Here is a 21516-nt window from a genome sequence, read left to right as displayed (position 1 = left end):
TACGAGGAAATTGCGCTGCTGTATCTCTACGAATGGGTATCCTCAACAATTAATTTGTGGTACTTCGAAAAAAAAATCACTAATCACTGTAATGTTTGTCCGCTTCGCTCGTCTTTGTCATTGAAATGGACTTACAAGCCTTTAAGCAACGGATACTGCCTGTACAGGGTCGCCTTTTTCGGCTGGCGAGTATGTTTCTGCGCAATCGTGAAGAAGCAGAGGACGCCATGCAGGACGTTTTGCTACGGCTCTGGACAAACCGGCAACAGTTAGATGCCTACCATAGTGTTGAAGCATTGGCTGTGCAGATGACTAAAAACTTATGTCTGGATCGGTTAAAATCGCCCGCCAGACAGAAAATGACCGACGACTCCAGTTTGCAGACTGTTCAGGCAGAGACTGTTTCTCCCTACCGACAGACTGAACTGGCTGATAGCGCAGTACTGATTAAACGTCTGATGAATGAGTTACCTGAGCAGCAGAAGTTCATTCTTCATTTACGGGACGTAGAGGAATATTCATTTGAGGAGATCGAACAACTGACTGGTCTTAGCGTCAACAATATTCGTGTAATTCTGTCACGGGCCCGCCAACGTCTGCGCGACAGTTACCTAAAAGCCAATGATTATGAAGCTGGACATTGAAACACTGCTCGAAAAATACTACGAAGGCGAAACTACGCTTGCTGAAGAAAAACAATTAAAACAGTTTTTTCAGCAGGATACGATTCCGGCACACCTGCTAAGCCACGCGGCTCAGTTTCGTTATTTTGCCGATGCCCGGACACAGCATCCATCGGCCGCCTTTACCAGCAAACTGGCAGCTAAGCTGAGTGCACCCGAACCGGGTCGTATTCGTAGCCTGACGTCCTGGTTCGTACGATTAGCCGCCAGTATCGCTTTACTCATCGTTGGCTTCGTTGGTGGCCGGTTCTACAATCAGTGGCATTCGGGCCAGGCAGATACGGAAGCGGTTGCATCAGCCAATGGTGACCAGACGCCAGCCAGCGAGATGAAGAAAGTGCTGGCTTTTGGCGAAATGCCCAAAACATCGGCCAGCGAACGGATTCAGGCGGTTAATCAAAGCTACGAACTGACACAGGTTGATCGCGACATTACTCAACTGCTCATAAACACGCTGAATTTCGACGCCAATGTGAATGTAAGGCTGGCGGCCTGCCAGGCACTGACTCGCTTTGAAAACGAGCCGGGGGTACGGGAAGCGCTGATCCAATCGCTTAAGATCCAGACAGATCCGAATGTTCAACTGACCCTAATCGACGTACTCGTTTCGATCAAAGAAAAACGAGCGGTGGACGAAATTCAGCGACTGGTTCAGAACCAGGATGTACTGGACATTGTGCGAACCCGAGCAGAAGAAGGAATAACTAGATTGAATCAAACCGGCCGATCGGCTTCCTGAGTAAATAGTGGATAGTATTCAGTTGGCAGCTTGCAGTGGGCAGTCGACAATACATACCGATCACTTCTAAGTGGCTACCGCTAACTGGCTACTGAAGACTGCCTACTGCCAATTGAAGATTAATAAATAAAACCCGTTCAAATCTCATTATGAAAAAGTTGCTCCTGCTGAGCGCCAGTATTGTCTGGTGCATGACTACTGTACACGCTCAGGAATACAAAACGAAACTCGCCAATGCGAAAGATCGAAAGGTTACGATCGAAATGTCGGCTGGCGATATCAAAATAGAAGGCCATAACAGTGATGAAGTCATTATACAGGCCACTTCTGGCTTTGAAGCTCCACCCGAGCGAGCCAAGGGTTTAAAACCACTGTATTATAGCGCAGTCGACAACTCTGGTATTGGCCTGGCCGTTACGCCAGAAAGTGGGGGACTGCGCATTGAGAAAGCGACCCGTAAGGCGGTTAAATATACCGTTCGACTACCCCGAAAAGTGGCTATTCTCTTTGAACAGACAAACTGGCAGGGAGCTGGCATCACGATCAGTAATATGGATGGCGATCTTGAAGTGCGGACCAACAACGCTCAGATTGACCTCCTGAATGTAACAGGTCCTGTGGTTGCCAATACAACGAGCGGAGAAATAAAGGTCGTTTTTTCGGCGCTGAGCCAGGAAAAACCCACCGCCATTTCAACCATCAGCGGTCCGATCGATATCACGTTGCCCGCCAGTTCTAAAGCTAATATGCAGCTTCGGTCAATCAGTGGCGAAATGTATACCGACTTCGATCTGGGCACTAAAAGTACGAAAGATGGTATGTCGAAAGTAGGCGGTGGCCAGAACATCGAAGGAACGACCAATGGTGGTGGTGTTGAGATGCAACTCAAAACGATCAGCAGTAATATCTACATCCGTAAGCAAAAGTGATTGACTCCTACTCCCCTCTTCGCCATGAAAAAAATTGTGTATCTACTCTTACTATGTCTGTTCGTCAGTCCTGTTTTTGCCCAGAAAATCATTGAAAAAACGCTGCCGGTTGTGCCGAATCAATTGGTAAACCTGAACTTAAAGTTTGCCGATAGCATACAGATCCGGTATTGGGACAAAGCGCAGGTATCTGTGCGTATAGCCGTTACCGTTAATGGCGGTAAGCTCAACGATGCGTTGCTGGTCACCACCGGCTCTACGGATCAGGAAGTCAGCGTCAAAACCGACTTCGACAATGAACTACTGAAACAGGGTAAATCTGAAGATTGCCCCGGCACAAAATCTGTCTGGCGTACTGAACGCAACGGCAAAGATTACTACGTATGCAGCGATATAAATTACGTTGTTTATCTGCCTCAGAAAGCCCAACTCAAAGTTGAATCCATCAATGGCAACATTGATATTCGGGGGGCAACATCAGCTGTATCTGCTAAAACCATCAGTGGTTATGTCGATATGAGCTGGCCCAAAGAAAAGGGAGCTAATCTGGCCGTAAAAACCATAACTGGAGAGGTTTATTCAGATCTGGATATTGATTTCAAGAACAAGAAGCAGAAAGACCCCATTGTGGGTTATATGCTGGAAGGCACTACAAACGGCGGTGGACCCAATGTTCGATTAGAGTCAATCAGCAACAATATTTACCTGCGGAAGAAAGACTAATCAGTTGCTCCAGGTGAGCCAGTAAATAGAATCTTTACGGAAAAGTTGGCTATTGGAATAGACATGCTTTTCCGTAAAGATTCTATTTGTTGTGTAAGCGGTCTGTAAATTCTAAAAAGTCTGAAGCGAAAAATTCTCATCTCTAGCCCGAAAGAACGCTATACACTAATTATCAACATGTTATGTCGCAATTATATTAGTTTATAAATCGCCGTAACTGGTGATTAGTCCCGCTCTTACATTCTTGATTTAACCTTGTAGATTCAAGTCGAAAAAAGATACATGTTTTATAGCTCGATGCGTTGTATGGGAAATGCGATAACTCTATGCGTCTCGTTTACATCATTGGGCTATTTGCACTGTGCCTGGGGGCACTTTTGCGGCCAACTGTTAGTCAGGCAACCCACGTTCGGGCGGGCGAAATCACCACCCGACGCCTTCCTGGTTCATCCTTAACCTACCTGATCACGCTGACAGCCTATTACGACGAAAGTTCGAAAGGGAAAGGTGCGGCCGATCAGGCAACTGAAGCGCCTTTTTGTTTTGGTGATGGTACTGTTCAATCTGTAGCACGGTCGGGCAGAGTCTATATCAATGGAAATACATCATCCGTCAATTCATACACGGTCATTCACACTTACTCCGGACCAGGAGCCTATGTGATTGGCACAGTGCTTGTCAATCGCAACGAAGGGACCTTGAATTTACCGCCTGCCGCCGATTCTGAAAACCTTTCGTTTTACGTGTCTACGACGATCCTGATCAATGCGGCACTTGAAGTTAATTCAACACCCGTTATGCTGAATCCGCCGTTGGACTCTGCTCGCGTTGGTCAGAAATTCTGCCATAACCCGGCTGCGTTCGATGTTGACGGGGACAGTTTAGCGTACCGGTTGTATAAACCGCAGGAAGGCATTTCCAATAGTTGCCGTAGCCGAATTATTCCTGCATATCTGGACCCTACCCAATTCAGTACCGCGCGGGAAAACGGAGGAGCGCCCCCAACGTTTACGATCGACCCGGTAACGGGTGATCTCTGCTGGGATTCGCCGGGTCAGATTGGACAGTTTAATTTTGCCTTTATCATTGAAGAATGGCGCAATGGCGTACTGATTGGCGAGATTATCCGCGATATGCAAGTCACGGTTGTCGATCAGCCAAACAAACGACCACTTATTGTTGGTGCCGAGATTTGCGTGGAAGCCGGAACGTTAATCCGGCAATCCATTACGGCTACTGACCCCGACGGTCAGCGGGTTATTATCAGAGCCTATGGCGGCCCTTTCAACATCAATAGCGATGGACTGCCCTTACCGGCCGACCTGCGGATTCCACCCGACTATGCTACACTAATTAATGGGAATATTCCTTTACCTCAGCCCGCTACGGCTACCTTTTCCTGGCAAACCAACTGCAATCAGGCACGGGAGGAGCCCTACGACATTACCCTCAAAGTCAATGATGTGCCACCCGGAAGAGGAACCGCTTCTTTGGTGTCATTTGCTACATTACGAATAAGACTCTATGCACCATCGGTCAAAAACCTGACGGCCCGCCCCACGGCCACCATTGCAGGACGAGCCATTCAACTCAACTGGACAGCCTATAGCTGCGGCCGAATTGCTTCGTCTGGAGGATCAAGTGATACAACTAAACTGATCATTTATCGAAAAGAAGGCTGTACGCCTATTCCTCCACAAGCTTGCATTACAGGTCTGGCTGCCAGTTTCGGTTACCAGGAGATTGCCCGTATTCCTTATACGGCGACCAGCTATATCGATACCAGTTCACTCAAACGGGGCGTCAGCTATTCGTACCGGATTGTAGCCATCAATCCCGGCATTGGCAATAATGGCGGGCTTAGTGTGGTCTCTACCGAAGCCTGTCTCGAATTACCGCTGCTGGCTCCCGTGATAACCCAGGTCACTGTTGATAGCACGAATACACAACGGGGTCGGATTACGGTTCGATGGACGCGGCCTATTGGCTTATCCCCTGGTGATTTGGGCGCTCCCTATCAGTATCGGCTCCAGCGAGCTACTGGACTGGCCGGCACTGTGTTTACCAATGTAGCATCGATCAATACGAACATACAGCCTGGCATTGCGGATACCGTTTACGTAGATAGAGGGCTCAATACTACCGATAGTGCCTACCGCTACCGGGTTGAGTTTTACTACACAGGCACCAATGGCCAGCTCACCCGACTGGATGTGACCGACCCCGCTTCCAGTGTCCGCCTGGCTGTTACTCCCGCCCAGCGACAGGTCGCTCTGAGCTGGCAGGCCAACACGCCCTGGACCAACGATAACCAGACCCACGACGTCTATCGAAGCCGCTCCGGCCCCAACGGCCCCTTTAACAAAATCGCCGAAGTGCGGGTGCAGGGTGCCCAGACCTATGTCTTTACCGATACGGGCAACGATACCTTTGTGGCTGATGGGAATACCAGTCGTCAGCTCACAGCGGATAGCAGCTACTGTTATCGGGTGATGACCCGAGGTCAGTATGCTGATCCCAAACTGGCGGGACTGAAACCGATCGAAAATTACAGCCAGATCATCTGTGCCACGCCGAGCGATACCACTAAGCCCTGTTCGCCAAACCTGGGACTGGATAGTCTGAACTGTGCTAGTCTCAGCAATGAGAGCCTGTGCGGTCAAACCAGTTTTACCAACAAGCTTCACTGGACCCTTACCAGCGGGCCCACCTGCGATCCCAATGTGGTGGGCTATAAGCTGTATTATGGACGCTATCAGCAGGATAAACCAGCCGAACTAGCCAGTATCCCCGCTCCTTCGACAAGTTTTGATCACCCGAATCTGACCACGGTGGCAGGTTGTTATTATGTGACGGCTGTCAGCAAGTCGGGAGTGGAGAGTTTACCATCCAACACAGTGTGTAATGATGCCTGTCCGGCCTTTGTTCTGCCGAACGTGTTCACACCCAATGGGGATGGGAAGAATGATTTTTTTCAGCCATTAAAGTGTCCTCGGTTTGTAGAGAGTGTAGCGTTGGTGGTGTACAACCGGTATGGCAGCAAAGTCTACGAAGGCACGAGTTCGACGCTGGCCTGGGATGGCAAAACAACCAGTGGAGCCGATCTGCCGAGTGGGTTGTATTACTATCAGGTGACGGTACAGTATGCCATGCTGGATCGTGAGGCACCGGCGCATGTGCTCAAAGGCTGGGTGCAGATTCTGCGTGAAGGCGTCACTATGCGATAATAGTACCTTTTAGATGAAAACAATTCGAATCAGGCGTTGTTAAATTAATCAACTCATTAGTTCTAATACAACCAAAAATCATGGCATCGTTGGCAGATAAAATAGGAAGTTTTTTCAGTGGTAATGACTCTTCGGCCGACGAAGGGTTACGCGATCTGTTTATCAGCGAACTCAAGCGTGTTTATTATTCAGAAAAGCGTTCGCTCCACGCCCTTGGCGATCAGGCTGACGCCAGTACGACCAATGAGGTACGTTCGGCTTTTCTGCAACATCAGGAAGAAAGCCGTAATCAGGTGGAACGTCTGGAAGAGATATTCAAAATAATTGGCATAAAGACCGAGGATCATATATCACATGCTATTGACGGGCTGATTAGTGATGCCCATCAGGTCGTTTCGGAAACGGAACAGGGCTCTTTGACGCGCGATGCGGCTCTGATCATTGCCGCGCAGAAAATCGAGCATTACGAAATTGCCATTTATGGATCGCTCCTGACACTGGCCAATGTGCTTGATTTTACTCAGTCGGCGGAACTACTGGCCCAAACACTCGAAGAAGAGAAAGCAACCGATCATAAATTAACGACCCTGGCCGAATCATTCGTGAACACCCGTTCCAGAGAGGAAGAAGAAAAACATCCGGGTAGCCATCATGCCAGCCGTCATCCGATTCATGGCACAGATGCAGACGTAACGCTGGGTGGACCCTTGGGGGTTTAATTCCTTTTCTTATTGCAAAAACAGAACATCCCGAAAGTTTTGCACTTTCGGGATGTTCTGTTTTGATTGATACGTAGAAGCTTACAGCTGGGATGACTACTATTTTGGAAGCGGCAAATTGATCCAGCCAACGTTAACCAACGCCTTTCAAAATGCAATAGTAGTTTAGGCAGATGCCCGAAGTGGTCGAAAAAAACTCTGAATATCTTTAGCCAGCAATTCGGGTTCTTCCAGCGCAGCAAAATGGCCGCCTTTGGGCATCATCGTCCAGCGCTGTACGTTAAAAAATCGATCAGCAAAGGCTCTCGGGGGCGGAATCAGGTCTTTAGGAAAAAGGGCAACACCGGTTGGCACCTCCGTTCGTTCGGTTGTCGAGTAAGGGGGTTGATGCTGGGCTTCATAGTAGAGTCGAATCGATGAATTGATCGTTTCTGTCACCCAATAGATCGTTGCATTTGTCAGTAATTCCTCTTTCGTGAACTTGCGTTCTAACACACCATCCGAATCACTCCACCGCTGAAACTTTTCAATAATCCACGCCAGCAGTCCAGCGGGCGAATCATTCAGTCCATAGGCAAGTGTCTGCGGCTTTGTCGACTGAATGAGCGCATAAGCCCCCTCACTCATTTGCCAGGTCTGACCGGCTTTCAGGTACTCCTGTTCTTCAGGTGTCAATTCATCAGGCTTTACAGTAAATAGATGATGGTAAGGAATATCCGTCAGGTGAATACCGATCAGGGAATCCGGATGAGCAAAGGCAAGCTGCTCTGTAATGCTGCTGCCCCAGTCGCCACCATGAGCGCCAAATCGGCTATAAGCGAGACTGTCGGTCATCAACCGCGTAAACAGTTCGGCTACCCGCCCCGATGTGAACCCTTTTTCGCGGGGCCGATCCGAAAACCCATACCCAGGAATCGAAGGTACCACAACATCAAAGGAATCTTCGGCTCGCCCACCGTATTTTTCCGGATCGGTCAGCAACGGAATGAGTTTATACATCCGAAGAAACGAATCCGGCCAGCCATGGGTCAGCAGAATAGGGATGGGGTTCGGGCCTTTTCCCCGTTCATGAATGAAATGAATCCCAAAACCTTCGATCGTTGTCTTAAACTGGTGAAACTGGTTTAGCATAGCTTCCTGCTCACGCCAGTCGAAAACATCATGCCAGTAGTGTACCAGTTCCTGAAGATAAGCCCGATTAGTACCATAATCCCAGTTGGAATCGTCAACTTCGTCGGGCCAGCGTGTCCGGATCAGACGTTCACGCAGATCGTCCAGCGTTAGCTGTGGAATATTGATCGTGAAAGGCTGTAGTTCCATATGTCAAGTGTTGAGTCTATACTGTAAACCCCCTCCTTTCAGGATTGTTGTCTGGCAACAGGCTGAACGACTGTGCGGGAATTCGCCAATCCACGCAATTACCGTTTGTGTAAAGCTTTCATTCAGCGTTCTGCTTTTTCAATAGTTTAGCCCAATATATCACTACAGGTGTTTCGCCGGGAGCCGTTCCACCACAACGCCGGCGGCATTTGACATAAGAAGTCTTTCTATGAAAAAAATCGTACTTATTTGCTGTCTTACCTTGTTTTCAGTGGTTAACAGTCAGGCTCAGCGCTTATACATGCCGCGTAACATGAAGCAGGCGTATCAGAAAGGAACGCGATCGATGGATGGAAAACCCGGCAAAAATTACTGGCAGAATTCCGCCCGCTATGCCATCACCGTTACGGCTAGTCCTCCCAATCGAACCATTCGGGGTACCGAAGAAATTACGTACATCAACAACAGCCCGGACACATTGCGTCAGCTCGTTTTCAAACTATTTCTGAATAGCCATAAACCAGGTGCTGTCCGACAATCACCCGCTTCTGCCGATTACATGACCTCGGGCATCCATATAGATAAGTTCGCTGAAAACAACACCACCAAAACCTGGCAGGATGCGGGTACCACTACCACAAAGCGTCTTGTGCTGACAAAACCGCTTATGCCACGTGATTCGGTTAAGCTAGCGCTGGATTGGCATTACGATATTTCGGTTGAAAGCAATCGCGAAGGATCGCTTGATTCGACAACTTACTTTCTGGCATACTTTTACCCCCGTGTGGCAGTTTATGACGACTATTACGGCTGGGATCGTACGGAGTTTACAGAAGCGCAGGAGTTCTATAACGACTTCAATGAGTATACATTTACGGTGAACGTACCTAAAAATTACCTGGTCTGGGCCACCGGCGATTTACTCAATGCCGACGAGGTCTTACAACCTACTTTTGCCAAACGTCTGAGTGAATCGATGAGCACCGATTCCATAATTCATGTGGCTACGCTTGCCGACGTAACATCGGGCAATGTTACCAAACAGCAGGAGGTGAATTCCTGGAAATGGAAAGCGAATTATGTGCCCGATATTGCCTTATGCATCAGCAATCATTACGTCTGGGATGCATCGAGTGTTGTGGTCGATAAAACAACGAATCGGCGTTCCAGTGTTCAGGCTGCTTTTCTGGATACGGCCAAAGACTTTCACCAGATGGTTGGCTTCGGTCGGCATTCGCTCGACTGGTTTTCGACTAACTGGCCCGGCATTCCGTATCCCTATCCAAAAACAACCATTGTTCAGGGTTTTGCCGACATGGAATACCCCATGATGGTGAATGATGCTACCACATCAGACCTCAACTTTTCGCGCTTTGTGGCCGAGCATGAAATCGCTCATACCTGGTTTCCTTTTTACATGGGCATCAACGAAACCCGCTACGGGTTTATGGACGAAGGCTGGGTTACGGCCCTGGAATTTCTAATTAGCCAGGCTGACCTGGGTACCGAAAAAGCGACCAGCAATTTCCAGCAGTTTCGGGTTGCCTTCTGGAGCAAAGATCCTTCAGCCGAAGAAGACCTGCCGATTATTACGCCCGCTAATATTCTGAGTGGTGCAGCGCTGGGCAATAATGAATACGGGAAAGCTGCCATTGGCTATCTGGCCCTGAAAGAGTTGCTGGGCGATGCGGCATTCAAAAAATCACTGCACGAATTTATGAATCGCTGGCATGGCAAACACCCTACTCCGTGGGATATGTTTTTTAGTTTTAATAATACGTCTGGGCAGGACCTGAGCTGGTTCTGGAATAATTGGTTTTTCAGTAACCATTACATTGATTTCGCGATTCAGAAAGTTGTAACATCACCAACAAAATGTACTGTTACGCTGGAAAATATCGGTGGTTATGTGGCACCAGTTGACGTTATCGTAACCTTCGCGGATGGCAAAACTGAAACATTTCACCAAACACCAAACCTGTGGAAATCCAACCAGAAGCTGGCTACGATCAATCTCCCGGTACAAAAGAAAGTTCAGTCGATAAAACTGGAAGGTGGTATTTTTATGGACGCTGACACCAGCAACAACATCTGGAAAACGAAGTAATTAACCGTAAAGCAGGGATCAAAGATGAAAGCCAGGCAGGTCACTTACCTGCTCTTTTTTCATCTCTGATCCCTGCTTTTTTTGCTTTACTCCCTGCTCAACAAATCGTGCACGAACGATTTATCGGCTCCTCCCCCATTGTTCGCCAGAATGATGTAAGTCGCTTGTTTATCGGGGAAATAGAACCAGTTTGCATCCACCCCAAGCAGTGTTCCATTGTGACCCCAGGCGGTTCCGATGGGCGATTCATACGAATCCAGGCCAAGACCATATTCTGTTGTTCCCTGCCGAACCGGCGGCACAGTCATCATTTCTTTTACAGAAGTCAGGCTGATCAGCTTTCCACTGAACAGGGCATTGCTGAAGGCAAACAGGTCTCCAGCGGTCGAAATAAGTCCGCCATTGGCCTGACCGTCGCTATCAGCGCGATCAAATGTGGTGACGTCCATAAGCTTTCCATTGGCATAAAAGTTATTATACCCTCGAACCACGTTTCGGTCGTCGCGCCGGTCAATGTATGTATTTTTCAGGCCAATCGGTTTGACAATAAATTGCTCAAGTGCCTGCTGCAAGGATTGCCCGGTTTGCTTTTCGATCAGTTTTCCGATTAGCCAGTAGTTGGTATTGCTGTAGCTGTACCGGTCGCCGGGCTTAAAATCGAGTGGACGCCCATAGACGTATTCGGCAAGCACCTCATCGGTTGACATAGCCGTTCGACGAGCTGGGTTATTGAGCAAAGCGAGCTGATATTGACCATCATCGTTGGTCGGGTCGAAAATACCGCTCGTATGCGAGAGCATGTGCCGAAGGGTTATCCGTTCAGCATTGGGAATTTTACCCATCACCTCCGGCAGTAGCGTTGCCAGTTTGTCGTCCAGTTGAAGTTTACCCTGCTCCCGCAACTTCATAACGACCGTTGCTACAAATGTTTTGGTTATACTCCCCATTCGAAACTGGTCGCTAATCCGAAGATCGGTCTGGTATTCGAGATTTGCTTTTCCAACTGCATCTGCCCAAACCGATTCGTTGGCCCGTTTAAGCAACATAATTGATCCGGGGCAATTCCATTTCTGGCTGAATGTTTGCAGTGCGGCCTGGTAGTCGGCCTGTCGGGGATGATTGTGGTAGTTATCAGATGAACCCGACTCGGCGACTGGTTGTGGTATTTGGTCTGTCGTGCAGGCTAGTAGCATAAGCCACGCACCTCCCAGTACAGGGAGTGTCTTTTTCCTTTTCATTTCAAGTTGTAATTATGGATTAATCAGTTCGTTACTGCATCGCCTGCTTATTGGCGGATAAAAAACCGGGTACCGATGCTTAGAGCCTGATGCGGCAACACGACGTTGTGGATTGGCATCTCGCCAAATAGCTCATAATGGGCAAAAATCATGGCTCGATTTGGGAATCGATAGCCAATTCCCGTTTGCACAGAAGGCATAAATTTGAGCTGTGTGGCCGATGCCTTACGATACGCTCCCGTGCTTTCGTTGCGCTCATACGAAGGAGCCATGGGGCGTAACAACAGCGCACCTCCTCCCAAAAACGCATCGGCAAAGAAACTACCGATGAACGTACGATACCCAAATTCGGAATTAATGAACAGCCCATTTTGAACCTGTGGGTGGTGGTAGTAGCCAATCGTCAGGGTTTGTATCAACTGGGAGCCGGGTCGATTTCGGTAATAGAACTCGGTACCAACTTTGATACCGATACCGCCTTTCTTAATCCGTTTGATCGTGGGCAAGCTGATGGATTCAGCGAATAAACTAATGGTTATTGGCAGACTTTTTTGGACTGGTACTACCTGTACCTGTGCCCGAGCCGTTCCGATACACACCAGACTCCCTAAAAGAACGAATTGCAACGTTTTCATCATGCGTCATTAGCGTTGTTTGAACGCTGCAAAGGTGATCGCAAAAACGGTGCAGAATAGCTCAATAACTACCCACCGGATGGTTGTGTGGGTTGAGTGGCAGGAATGAAAAACTGAATGGTAACCAGCGTAAATTGATTAGAAGGCCCTTATTGCTCCATCCATCGCCGAAACTCAGCTACCCGCCGACGGCTAACGGCTACTTCGTCGGCATGAGTAGGTTGTAGATGCAGTAACAACCGCCCAGCGCCATCATTCTCGACCCGACGAATTGCCTGACGATTGACAACAAACTGGCGGTTGAGCCGGAAAAAACTGGTTTCGGGTAATCGTTCGCTGAGTTGTTCAAGCGTAGCGTCTACAGTAAATGATTTGTTGTCGGCGGTTTTAACAATACTGATTTCGTTGGTTATGAACACGTACGCTACCTGTTCCGTAGCAACCGGCACAAAGGCTTTGCCGTGATTGACCAGCAGGGTTTTTAGTGCCTGACTCCGACTTTCGGACTGTTCAACTGGGTTTGTCTGGCTATGCTCCAATGCAACAATACGATTCTGCAAAGCGGCTACCGTCAGTCGATGGTAGCTGACCATCCAATACATGGTGTAAGCCATGTGTAGCAAAACGATAAACAGGCAACCAATCGGCACATCGTTGGATATGGTAATCGATAGGTTAAACGGAGCGGGACGTTGCAGAATCAAATTATTATAAACCAGGCTAAAAACCGTAATGATCAGTATTGTTCCCGACAGGCTAATGCCCCCCTGTATCAGCAACCGCTGTAGAGGCTGGGTTGCCCATGAATAGCGCCTGTCCATTTCCCGGATAAGCCAGCGGTTCAATGCCCAGAGTAATCCGGTAACGAGCGTTACAACAGCGACATCCTGGTAAAAAATTGGCGATTGTACTAAGTCGCCGAGCGATGCCGGATCACCAATGAGCCGAAATAAAACAGCCCAGATGGGTATGCCGATGAGTCGGGCGATTTTGTCAGGGTATTGAATGGATGTCATACGTAAATTCAGGTATACGAACGTTGGCAGAACAGAGCGGTAATTTATGTCGGCCATTAATGAAGCGCGGGCCGGGTCATTTTAATCCCAAAACAGTCGAGCAAAAAATCCTCAAATTCCAGCTGATCAGCAATAACGTGGTCAACAACCTGCCCGTTCTCCGTAATTTTCAGTGTATGATCCGTTAACGTAATTCGCCCACGTGGAGTCACGATTGTACAAAGCTTATTCCGGGTGAAAAAAGACTCCTTTGACGTTTGGTGAAAGTGGCACATCTCCGCAAAGTCAGTCAGATCTCTTGGGATACAGGTAAAACTATAGCCCGGTATCCAGTCTCCCTGTTCATTCTGTTGCTTAATGACCAGATTGTCAGCATCGAGTTCCGTAATCTGGTATCTTCCGGTTCGGTCTTCCTGAATCTGATTTCGTGTCAATAACAGCGGATACACCGGAAAGTGTCGGCCAAAGGCAACATCAACGAGCCAGTCAATACCATCGACATGGGCAATGATCGAGAGGTGGTCAAATTCTGGATGAAATCCATTTACATCGTCGTGAACCCGCCCTGATACGCGCTTGACCTGAAAACCGATTGCCTGTAGCAGTTCGAAAAAAAGCCCATTTAGTTCGTAGCAAAACCCGCCCCGTTTTCGTGTTATAATCTTATCAAATAAGGACTCCGGATCAAGAATAATTTCCTGCCCATAATGAATTGATAAATTCTCAATTGGTATGCTTAACTGATGTTGGCAATGAAGTTTGCGCAACGTAGTCAGCGTCGTATTTACTTCGTCGGTGTAGTGAATTCGTTTTAAATAAGCATCGATATCCATGTTTATTGGGCTGAAATTGGTCTAATTAATGGTCCGAAGTTGGCGTAATTCACGCAAGGCACCCACTACTTCTCTTCTGAAATGAGCTGATCGACTACTCAACCGTTTAATAAGACGCATGAGCTGGCCTGGTTACTATTCAGTAAAAACCTTCCGGTATAGGAACAATACCTTATCGTAGAACGTCTTTATAAGAAAGTACCTTTCCAGGAGTTTATGACTCGCAAACAATATTTTATTATCATCCTGATCTTAGGGACACTTACTACGATCAGTCCATTCTCTATTGACATGTATTTGCCGGGCTTTCCGGCCATTGCCAAAGACCTCCACACGTCCATTGCTCAGGTACAATTGTCCTTAACGGCTTACCTGATTGGTATTGCAGTCGGGCAGCTTATTTACGGTCCCTTGCTGGATCGTTTTGGCCGAAAACTTCCACTGTATGGGGGCTTAGCGCTCTACCTGCTAGCATCAATTGGCTGTGCGCTAACGACTTCCATCGAGACCCTGATTCTGATGAGGCTCCTTCAGGCACTGGGTGGGTGCGTTGGCATTGTGGCCGCTCAGGCGCTGGTTCGCGATTTGTTTCCGGTAACCGAAATTGCTCAGGTTCTTTCATTGCTCACGCTGGTGCTGGCCATTTCACCAATGATCGCGCCAACTGTGGGTGGCTACGCTACCGTGGCTCTGGGCTGGCATTCGATTTTTCTGATTCTGGCGGTTATCACAACCCTCATTCTGATCGGCATTTACTACGCCCTGCCGGATGGGAAAGCTCCCGACACGACTTTATCGCTTCGGCCAATGGCTGTTTTAGGCAGCTTTTTTACGGTTTTGAAACAGCCCCAGTTCCTGACCTATGCGCTGGTAAGCGGTATCGCTACCTCGGCTCCATTTGCGTACATTTCAGGCTCGCCCGACGTATTCATGAACCTGTATAAAGTGAGCGAGCAGGAATATGGTTGGATCTTTTCGTTTCTTGCCATTGCCCTGATCGGGCCCACCCAATTGAACCGGTTTCTGCTGAAACGATTCTCCAGCGAACAGATTATTTACACAACTTTAATCTATCAGACGGTGGTGGGCCTGCTGATGGTATTTGGCACCTGGGCAGGCTGGTTTGGTCTGTATGGATTGATTGGAATGCTCTTTTTATTCCTCTGCGGTCAGGGTTTAACCGGTCCAAACTCGGCGGCCTTGTCGCTGGCCCCCTTCGTCCGCCATGCGGGTAGTGCAGCAGCTTTAATGGGCAGTTTTCGCATGGGATTTGGCGCACTGGTGTCCGCGTCTGTTAGCGTACTTCATAATCACACCGCCATGCCCATGGTCAGTGTTATGACGGTCTGCCTGATCTTTGGATTGCTCATTTTATTGATTGGACAACGGGTTATTCACCACAAAAATCAACCGGCAGAACTGGATTCAGTTTCCGAAGTTGCCTTGTAAACAGTCAGAATACACTCCTGTAATCCGGCATTTTTCCTGAAAAATACACCCTGACGAAGTCGATGCGGAACCAGTCCGGCAGTAGCGATAAGCCCAGTTCAGACTATGATTACGAGCTGGAAACGATTACAATTCCGACGCTGACCGATAGCGTGTTGACCAGCCACAGTTCCGGTCTGCTTTTAGCAACGAATGAGTTGATCGATATTCAGCCGCAGGTCATTGCCCTGAATTATGGTTCGTTTACCAGCACATCACGAATTACGTATTACCCGAATGTTGTTGTTAGTCAAACAGAGGAATCGTTGCGGGTTTCCTGCAATTGCCCTGCTCCCAAAGATGCCCTGTGTGTTCATCAGGTACACGTTTTAACTAGCATTGGCAGACGACGTGAGTTTCGTATTTTTTTTGATCAGGAACTGCGATATGAAGCCATCAGACAGGTTGCCAAAGACTACGGTCTGGAACAGGAAAGCCGGTTAGATGAGTTTTTTCAGGTGGTTTATGAACACAAAACGATCAGTATACGGCCAGCCCTTAAAGAGCTGATTCTCACCAACCAGACTGGCAAGGAATCCCTTGAAGCCCAGCTACTTCCGAGATCAGGTCGACAGTTACCGGCCGTTGGCGAGCACGCTTCAACGCTCAAAAAACTGGTCGTTTTTACGAAGCACCGCTACTACGATAATTTTTGTCTGGAACTATACGAAGCCGCAACGGCCCGAGACGGAAAGCCAAAGAACCCCTTAACGCCCATTCAACCGCTGGATCTGATTGCAAAGACAGACAATCTGAGTGAGCTAAAATTCTATTCGGCAATCGCCAAATTCCAGAATCATCACCGTACCAAACAGGAAGAAACTGACCTGGCTGGCTTACTGCTCATTACCGCAAACCCAGCACGACTGTCCTTCTATTATCACTCAGGCAGCGTTTCCGAGAATATCACCGCTTATTCGCTGGTTCCGGTGAAGGTTGACATTCGACCAGTTAATATCACCTTGTCGGTTCGGCAAAGTGGTAACTTTTATGAAATTTGCGGATCGCTGAATCTCGACGGAGCTACGTATGAGTTTCATAAACTGACCATTAAGTACGACTATTTTATCTTGCTTGATGATGCCTTGTATTTAATCAACAATCCTGATTATCTGCGGGTTATTCAGTTTTTCGGTACCAGAGAGAATAGAATCATTATTCACCAGTCGAAGTATGACGAATTTCAGCAATCGATTCTGTTTAAACTCGAAAACCGAATTAAAATTAATTATGCTTACCTGAAACCGGCAACCGCAGGGCAACTAGCCGAGAATGGCTTCGATCAGGAGCGGGAGCGTATTATTTACCTGACCGATTCTGAGCATTACGTGTTGATTTCGCCGGTGATGAAGTACGGAAACGTTGAGGTGCCTGTGTTATCGAAACGACAGATCTATTCCGTCGACAGGAAAGGCAAACCTTTTACAGTAGCCAGAGACGATGAGGCTGAAATTCATTTCACAATGGCCATCCTCAGTCAGCATCCGGATTTTCAGGATCAACTCGACCAGCCTCAGTTCTATCTACATAAAAAGCATTTTCTGGACGAGGAGTGGTTTTTGGCTGCTTTCGATGCCTGGCACAGCCAGAACATTCGCATTCTGGGTTTCAATACGCTAAAGAATAATAAGCTAAACCCACACAAGGCAAAAATCTCCGTTATTGTCAGCAGTGGCCTCGATTGGTTCGAAACAGCGCTGGGCGTATCGTATGGTAAACAACAGGTTAGCTTAAAACACCTGCACCGGGCAGTCAAAAACAGGAGCCGGTTTGTTACGCTCGATGATGGTACACAGGGGGTCTTACCGACCGAATGGCTCGACCGGTTCTCGGCTTATTTTCAGTCGGGCGACGTGGTTGACGAGCGCATCCGAACGCCCAAAGTCAACTTTTCGACTGTACGCAACCTGTATGCCGATGATGAATTGACCAATCAGGTAAAGGAGCAGTTAACATTGTTCACGACAAAACTCACTGACTTCCAATCCATTCAGCCCGTTACCGTACCGAAAGAGCTACAGGCATCACTTCGGGATTACCAGAAAGAGGGGTTGAACTGGCTAAACTTTCTGGATGATCTGGGTTTCGGCGGTTGTCTGGCCGACGACATGGGACTGGGGAAAACGCTCCAGATCATTGCGTTTATTCTCTATCAGCGCACTAAACATGGCCCAAATACCAACCTGATCGTTGTGCCAACGTCACTGTTGTTCAACTGGCAGGCCGAAGTGACGAAGTTTGCACCCAGTCTGACCATTCATACGTTCTACGGGGCTAATCGTAAACTTAGAAAAACGGAGTTCGCGCAGTTCGATATAATTCTGACCTCCTATGGAACGCTCGTATCTGATATGCGTTTTTTAAAGGATTACCCCTTCAATTACATTTTTCTGGATGAATCACAGGCTATAAAAAATCCGGAATCGCAACGTTATCAGGCGGTTCGGCTGTTGACCTCGCGCAATAAAATCGTCCTGACCGGGACTCCGATCGAAAATAATACGTTCGATCTGTATGGACAGTTTTCATTTGCCTGTCCGGGCCTGTTGGGTAGTTATAACCACTTTAAGGCACACTACTCCACACCGATCGACAAATTTGATGACTGGCAGCGCGCCCGCGACCTACACAAGAAAATCAGCCCGTTTATTCTGCGCCGGACCAAAGCGCAGGTGGCCACCGAGTTACCAGACAAGACGGAGATGATTATCCACTGCGACATGGGGCCAGAGCAGCGAAAAGTCTATGACGCTTACGAACAGGAGTTTCGCAATTTCCTGCTGACAACCAAAGAAGGCGACATTCCAAGGGTTCGTTTACATGTGTTGCAGGGGCTCACCAAGCTACGACAGATTTGTAACTCACCCGTTCTAATCAACGATGAAGAATTCTACGGTGACTCATCGTCGAAGATCGATATGCTGATCGACCAGATCGAGAATAAATCTCCACAGCATAAAATCCTGATTTTCTCTCAGTTCGTTTCCATGCTCGACCTGATCCGGAACGAGCTGGAAGCCCGGCAGATTGACTTCGAATACCTCACCGGACAGACCAGTAACCGGGCCGCCAGCGTGAATCGGTTTCAGTCAGACGATGGCGTTCGTGTTTTTTTGATCAGCCTAAAAGCAGGTGGTACGGGTCTAAACCTGACGAAGGCTGATTATGTGTATATCGTAGATCCCTGGTGGAACCCCGCCGTCGAAAATCAGGCTATCGATCGGAGTTACCGCATTGGTCAGAAGAAAAATGTAGTGGCCGTTCGATTGATATGCCCCAATACAATTGAGGAGAAAATCCTGGAACTTCAGGAGTCCAAAAAAGAGCTAGCCAACAATCTGATAAAAACAGATGCTTCGTTCGTTAAATCACTCACCAAGAGCGACTTACTACGTTTATTGAACTAATTATACAACGCTGATTTTTACGATGATTAAGATGAGCTATGATTTCCTTTTGATTACGAACCTATACGGTTTTGAAACCTTATCGGTTTAAATCGGTCGAACACTAGCATTAACTCATTCTCTCGCTGATGTACAGAATCAATCCGATAAAAATGCTGTACATAAAGCAGCTTCTCCCCTCGCTCAGCGTAACACGACATTGGGGTCGTCTTCGTAGGCTGACCCTATAAGGCAAAGGTGATTAAGGATTTCGGCAAAGAGCTCGTAAAGTTGCTTTAACCGCTCAATGTCTTTGATTACCCCGACAACTTTAAACGACAACTGATCGACTCCCTCTGGAAATGTTGTTGACAACCAGCCATCATCGTCTCTTACTTCCAGACTAATCCCGGCCTGTGCATCTATCAATTGCCGGATGCGGGTATTTTTAAACAGGAGTTGTAGTTTGTGCTCGTCGTTCCCCTGAATAATGAACTGATCATCAAAGTCAGGGAAGCCCACGTCAACATCCTGCATACCTAATTTTTTACCTAATTCGCTGAAAAACCCACTCCTATATATAGTAAAGCGAAAACCGTCCCTATTTACATATGGGGCTCTCATTCGGGTAAATGTAATGCTGGTTTTCCCATTCGATACGGTATAAGTGTCGAGTGTAATGGTCCATTCCTTTACGGTAGCCTGTACCTTACTTCCTTTCCAGAAACCGCCATCTATAAAATCGGCCTTTATTTCATGGGCCAGTTGCCCCCAGACTTCATCTTTATAAGGACCAAATAGTTTTCTCAGCAGGCTCATCTAGTGTGCTTTTTGTGACGATTTAGTCCAGGCTATAACCTGATCAACGAATGCCGGAAAGGTAGTCGAATTTCCGACACACCTGACACCTAAATTGCCGCTACTGCCCAAACTTTTGGGTTAAAACCATTCACAACGGATATTACCTTTGACCATATCACTGATTTACATATAGTTACATTAATTTATCTAGTCTCAGCGAATTGGCTTATTGATCAACTAACTCCTCGGCTGTTTGCTTTTGGTAATTCTCCGAAAGCGTTTTATAGGCATTAGACTTCATAGCAATAACCGTCACAATGAGCCCGATAAGGCCGGTAACAGTGAATAGAAGGGCAAGTCCCCGATCTTTTCCAGTGCCAAACCAGTTGCCGATCAGGTCTACACCGGCCCCAGTCGTCATAAACGGAATGAAAATGTATTCAGCGATAGGGCCAATCATAAAAGCTGTCAGCGGGGAGGCCGCCTGTTCGATGCTTTGAGCAAAGCCAAATACACGTCCCTGCCGTTCGGGCGGAATCAATTTCTGCATGATGGTTTGTTCAGCCGCTTCAACCACCGGAATCAGGCATAAGTAAAGGAATAAGCCAACCGTTAACAACACGATGGATTCATGAATCGTGAAGAAAATGCATAATACCCACATGGTTATGTTCGAGAGGAAAAGCGTCCGGAGGGGTTGGCTCCCAAGACCTTTTTTGGCTACAACCAAACCACCGATAATAAAGCCCAAACTCAGAAAACCCCACAAAACACCCCAAGTCTGCACCGACACAAGCGACAGGCCATAGGCGTCCATCAATGACATGAAGACGCCACCCAGGAAATTATTGAAGGTGTTAAAGAAAATCAGTGCAAAGAGGCCCGGCATCGCATTCAGCGCCTGAATGGTGCCCCGAATATCAATTCGTCTGGTATGGTCTTCGGTATGTACTACCCCCTTTTCTGGAATGGATACAGACCACAAATGAACCAGAACCAGCAGGGTCAGGCCGAGCGCAGAAACCAGCATCCAGAACATACCCAGAAAGCCAATAATCAGTCCGCTAAAGATCGAAGCAACAAGAAAGGATACCCCGTTTGTGGTGCCTACGAGTCCGTTCGCCTTATCCCTGCCGTCTTCCGGAATCAGAAAGGTAACAAGGGTCGAAAGGGCAATTGATCGTATGTTTCCGGCAATTGCCCCCAGGAGCGACAGGATGATAAATGCCCACAGAATTGGACTCGACGGGTCTGTAAATACCTGCCGGGGTGTCGCTATATAAATGAAAAAGGACAGCACATACAAACCTAAAGAACCAACACTAGACACGATCATTGCCGTTTTCTTCTTGTACCGATCGACTAAAGACCCGAGAAAAAAACCGGTTATGGCGATTGTACCCGTATAGACACCCGCCATAATCGACGTGGCTACCACCGATTTCGTTTCCAGATAGACCCAGAACGTAACCGCAAACCAGACAAGATTATTCGTGAGAGAAGCTGCCAGTGAGTTGGCCAGAATGGCATAAAACGTTTTCATCGTTTCTGGTTTTGTCGAGTCCTATCCTGCTTTTTACAAGTGCGACCGACTATATAAAGAAAGTCCAATGGGCGACTTGAATGAGCCACTGGTATAGTAGATTCTGAGCAGTTCAGAACTATATCTGGC

General features: G+C 47.8%; 16 protein-coding genes. 9 read left to right on the top strand and 7 right to left on the bottom strand.

What is annotated here, in order from left to right:
• Window positions 1–125: 125 nt before the first annotated feature.
• The 6 genes from G8759_RS18090 (at window position 126) to G8759_RS18065 (ending at window position 7020) form a co-directional block, all read left to right on the top strand.
• Complete coding sequence (locus G8759_RS18090; protein WP_167219070.1) at window positions 126–644, top strand: RNA polymerase sigma factor; 519 nt, start codon at window positions 126–128, stop codon at window positions 642–644.
• Window positions 628–1422, top strand: coding sequence for a HEAT repeat domain-containing protein (locus G8759_RS18085; protein WP_167210382.1), 795 nt, complete (start codon window positions 628–630; stop codon window positions 1420–1422). The genes G8759_RS18090 and G8759_RS18085 overlap by 17 nt, the downstream gene beginning before the upstream one ends.
• A 149-nt stretch (window positions 1423–1571) precedes the next feature.
• Window positions 1572–2351: a DUF4097 family beta strand repeat-containing protein gene (locus G8759_RS18080; protein ID WP_167210380.1), complete on the top strand. Its 780-nt coding sequence runs from the start codon at window positions 1572–1574 to the stop codon at window positions 2349–2351.
• A gap of 24 nt (window positions 2352–2375) precedes the next feature.
• Entirely contained in the window at window positions 2376–3074 is a 699-nt protein-coding gene (locus G8759_RS18075) for a DUF4097 domain-containing protein (protein ID WP_167210378.1), read from the top strand.
• A 326-nt stretch (window positions 3075–3400) separates the two neighbouring features.
• The gene (locus G8759_RS18070; RefSeq protein ID WP_167210376.1) at window positions 3401–6301 is read left to right on the top strand and encodes a T9SS type B sorting domain-containing protein; all 2901 of its coding nucleotides are present in this window, start codon (window positions 3401–3403) and stop codon (window positions 6299–6301) included.
• 80 nt (window positions 6302–6381) lie between these two features.
• The gene (locus G8759_RS18065) at window positions 6382–7020 is read left to right on the top strand and encodes a YciE/YciF ferroxidase family protein (RefSeq protein ID WP_167210373.1); all 639 of its coding nucleotides are present in this window, start codon (window positions 6382–6384) and stop codon (window positions 7018–7020) included.
• A gap of 165 nt (window positions 7021–7185) precedes the next feature.
• Here the strand turns inward: G8759_RS18065 and G8759_RS18060 are convergent, their stop codons facing one another.
• A complete protein-coding gene (locus G8759_RS18060) occupies window positions 7186–8340 on the bottom strand; it encodes an epoxide hydrolase family protein (RefSeq protein ID WP_167210371.1) in 1155 nt (384 codons plus the stop codon).
• A 229-nt stretch (window positions 8341–8569) separates the two neighbouring features.
• Between G8759_RS18060 and G8759_RS18055 the strand changes: the two genes are divergently transcribed.
• Window positions 8570–10447 carry a M1 family metallopeptidase gene (locus G8759_RS18055; protein WP_167210369.1) on the top strand — a complete coding sequence of 626 codons (1878 nt, stop codon included), beginning with the start codon at window positions 8570–8572 and terminating at the stop codon, window positions 10445–10447.
• Between the two features lie 86 nt (window positions 10448–10533).
• On the opposite strand, the gene G8759_RS18050 is transcribed toward G8759_RS18055, so the two are convergent.
• The 4 genes from G8759_RS18050 to G8759_RS18035 all read right to left on the bottom strand — a co-directional run bounded on the left by G8759_RS18050 (window position 10534) and on the right by G8759_RS18035 (window position 14169).
• Window positions 10534–11685 (bottom strand): serine hydrolase domain-containing protein, encoded by a 1152-nt coding sequence (locus G8759_RS18050; RefSeq protein ID WP_167210367.1) that lies wholly within the window; start codon window positions 11683–11685, stop codon window positions 10534–10536.
• A 47-nt stretch (window positions 11686–11732) separates the two neighbouring features.
• On the bottom strand, window positions 11733–12323 hold the full coding sequence (locus tag G8759_RS18045) for a hypothetical protein (protein ID WP_167210365.1): 591 nt from the start codon (window positions 12321–12323) through the stop codon (window positions 11733–11735).
• A 146-nt stretch (window positions 12324–12469) separates the two neighbouring features.
• Window positions 12470–13336, bottom strand: a complete 867-nt coding sequence (locus G8759_RS18040) for a LytR/AlgR family response regulator transcription factor (RefSeq protein WP_167210364.1) — start codon at window positions 13334–13336, stop codon at window positions 12470–12472.
• Between the two features lie 56 nt (window positions 13337–13392).
• Window positions 13393–14169: an arylamine N-acetyltransferase family protein gene (locus tag G8759_RS18035; protein WP_167210362.1), complete on the bottom strand. Its 777-nt coding sequence runs from the start codon at window positions 14167–14169 to the stop codon at window positions 13393–13395.
• Between the two features lie 216 nt (window positions 14170–14385).
• On the opposite strand from G8759_RS18035, the gene G8759_RS18030 reads away from it, so the two are divergent.
• Together G8759_RS18030 and G8759_RS18025 are read left to right on the top strand one after the other, a co-directional pair.
• Complete coding sequence (locus G8759_RS18030; protein WP_167210360.1) at window positions 14386–15618, top strand: multidrug effflux MFS transporter; 1233 nt, start codon at window positions 14386–14388, stop codon at window positions 15616–15618.
• A 62-nt stretch (window positions 15619–15680) separates the two neighbouring features.
• Window positions 15681–19064 carry a DEAD/DEAH box helicase gene (locus G8759_RS18025; RefSeq protein ID WP_167210358.1) on the top strand — a complete coding sequence of 1128 codons (3384 nt, stop codon included), beginning with the start codon at window positions 15681–15683 and terminating at the stop codon, window positions 19062–19064.
• Between the two features lie 183 nt (window positions 19065–19247).
• Here G8759_RS18025 and G8759_RS18020 read toward each other — a convergent pair whose 3' ends face one another.
• Both G8759_RS18020 and G8759_RS18015 read right to left on the bottom strand, forming a co-directional pair.
• Window positions 19248–19862 carry a DUF3137 domain-containing protein gene (locus tag G8759_RS18020; protein ID WP_167210356.1) on the bottom strand — a complete coding sequence of 205 codons (615 nt, stop codon included), beginning with the start codon at window positions 19860–19862 and terminating at the stop codon, window positions 19248–19250.
• 208 nt (window positions 19863–20070) lie between these two features.
• On the bottom strand, window positions 20071–21387 hold the full coding sequence (locus G8759_RS18015; RefSeq protein ID WP_167210354.1) for an MFS transporter: 1317 nt from the start codon (window positions 21385–21387) through the stop codon (window positions 20071–20073).
• Window positions 21388–21516: the final 129 nt, after the last annotated feature.

It is taken from the genome of Spirosoma aureum (assembly GCF_011604685.1).
In the GTDB taxonomy this organism is placed as follows: Bacteria; Bacteroidota; Bacteroidia; order Cytophagales; family Spirosomataceae; genus Spirosoma; species Spirosoma aureum.
This window is presented reverse-complemented; position numbering and strand designations above follow the sequence as displayed.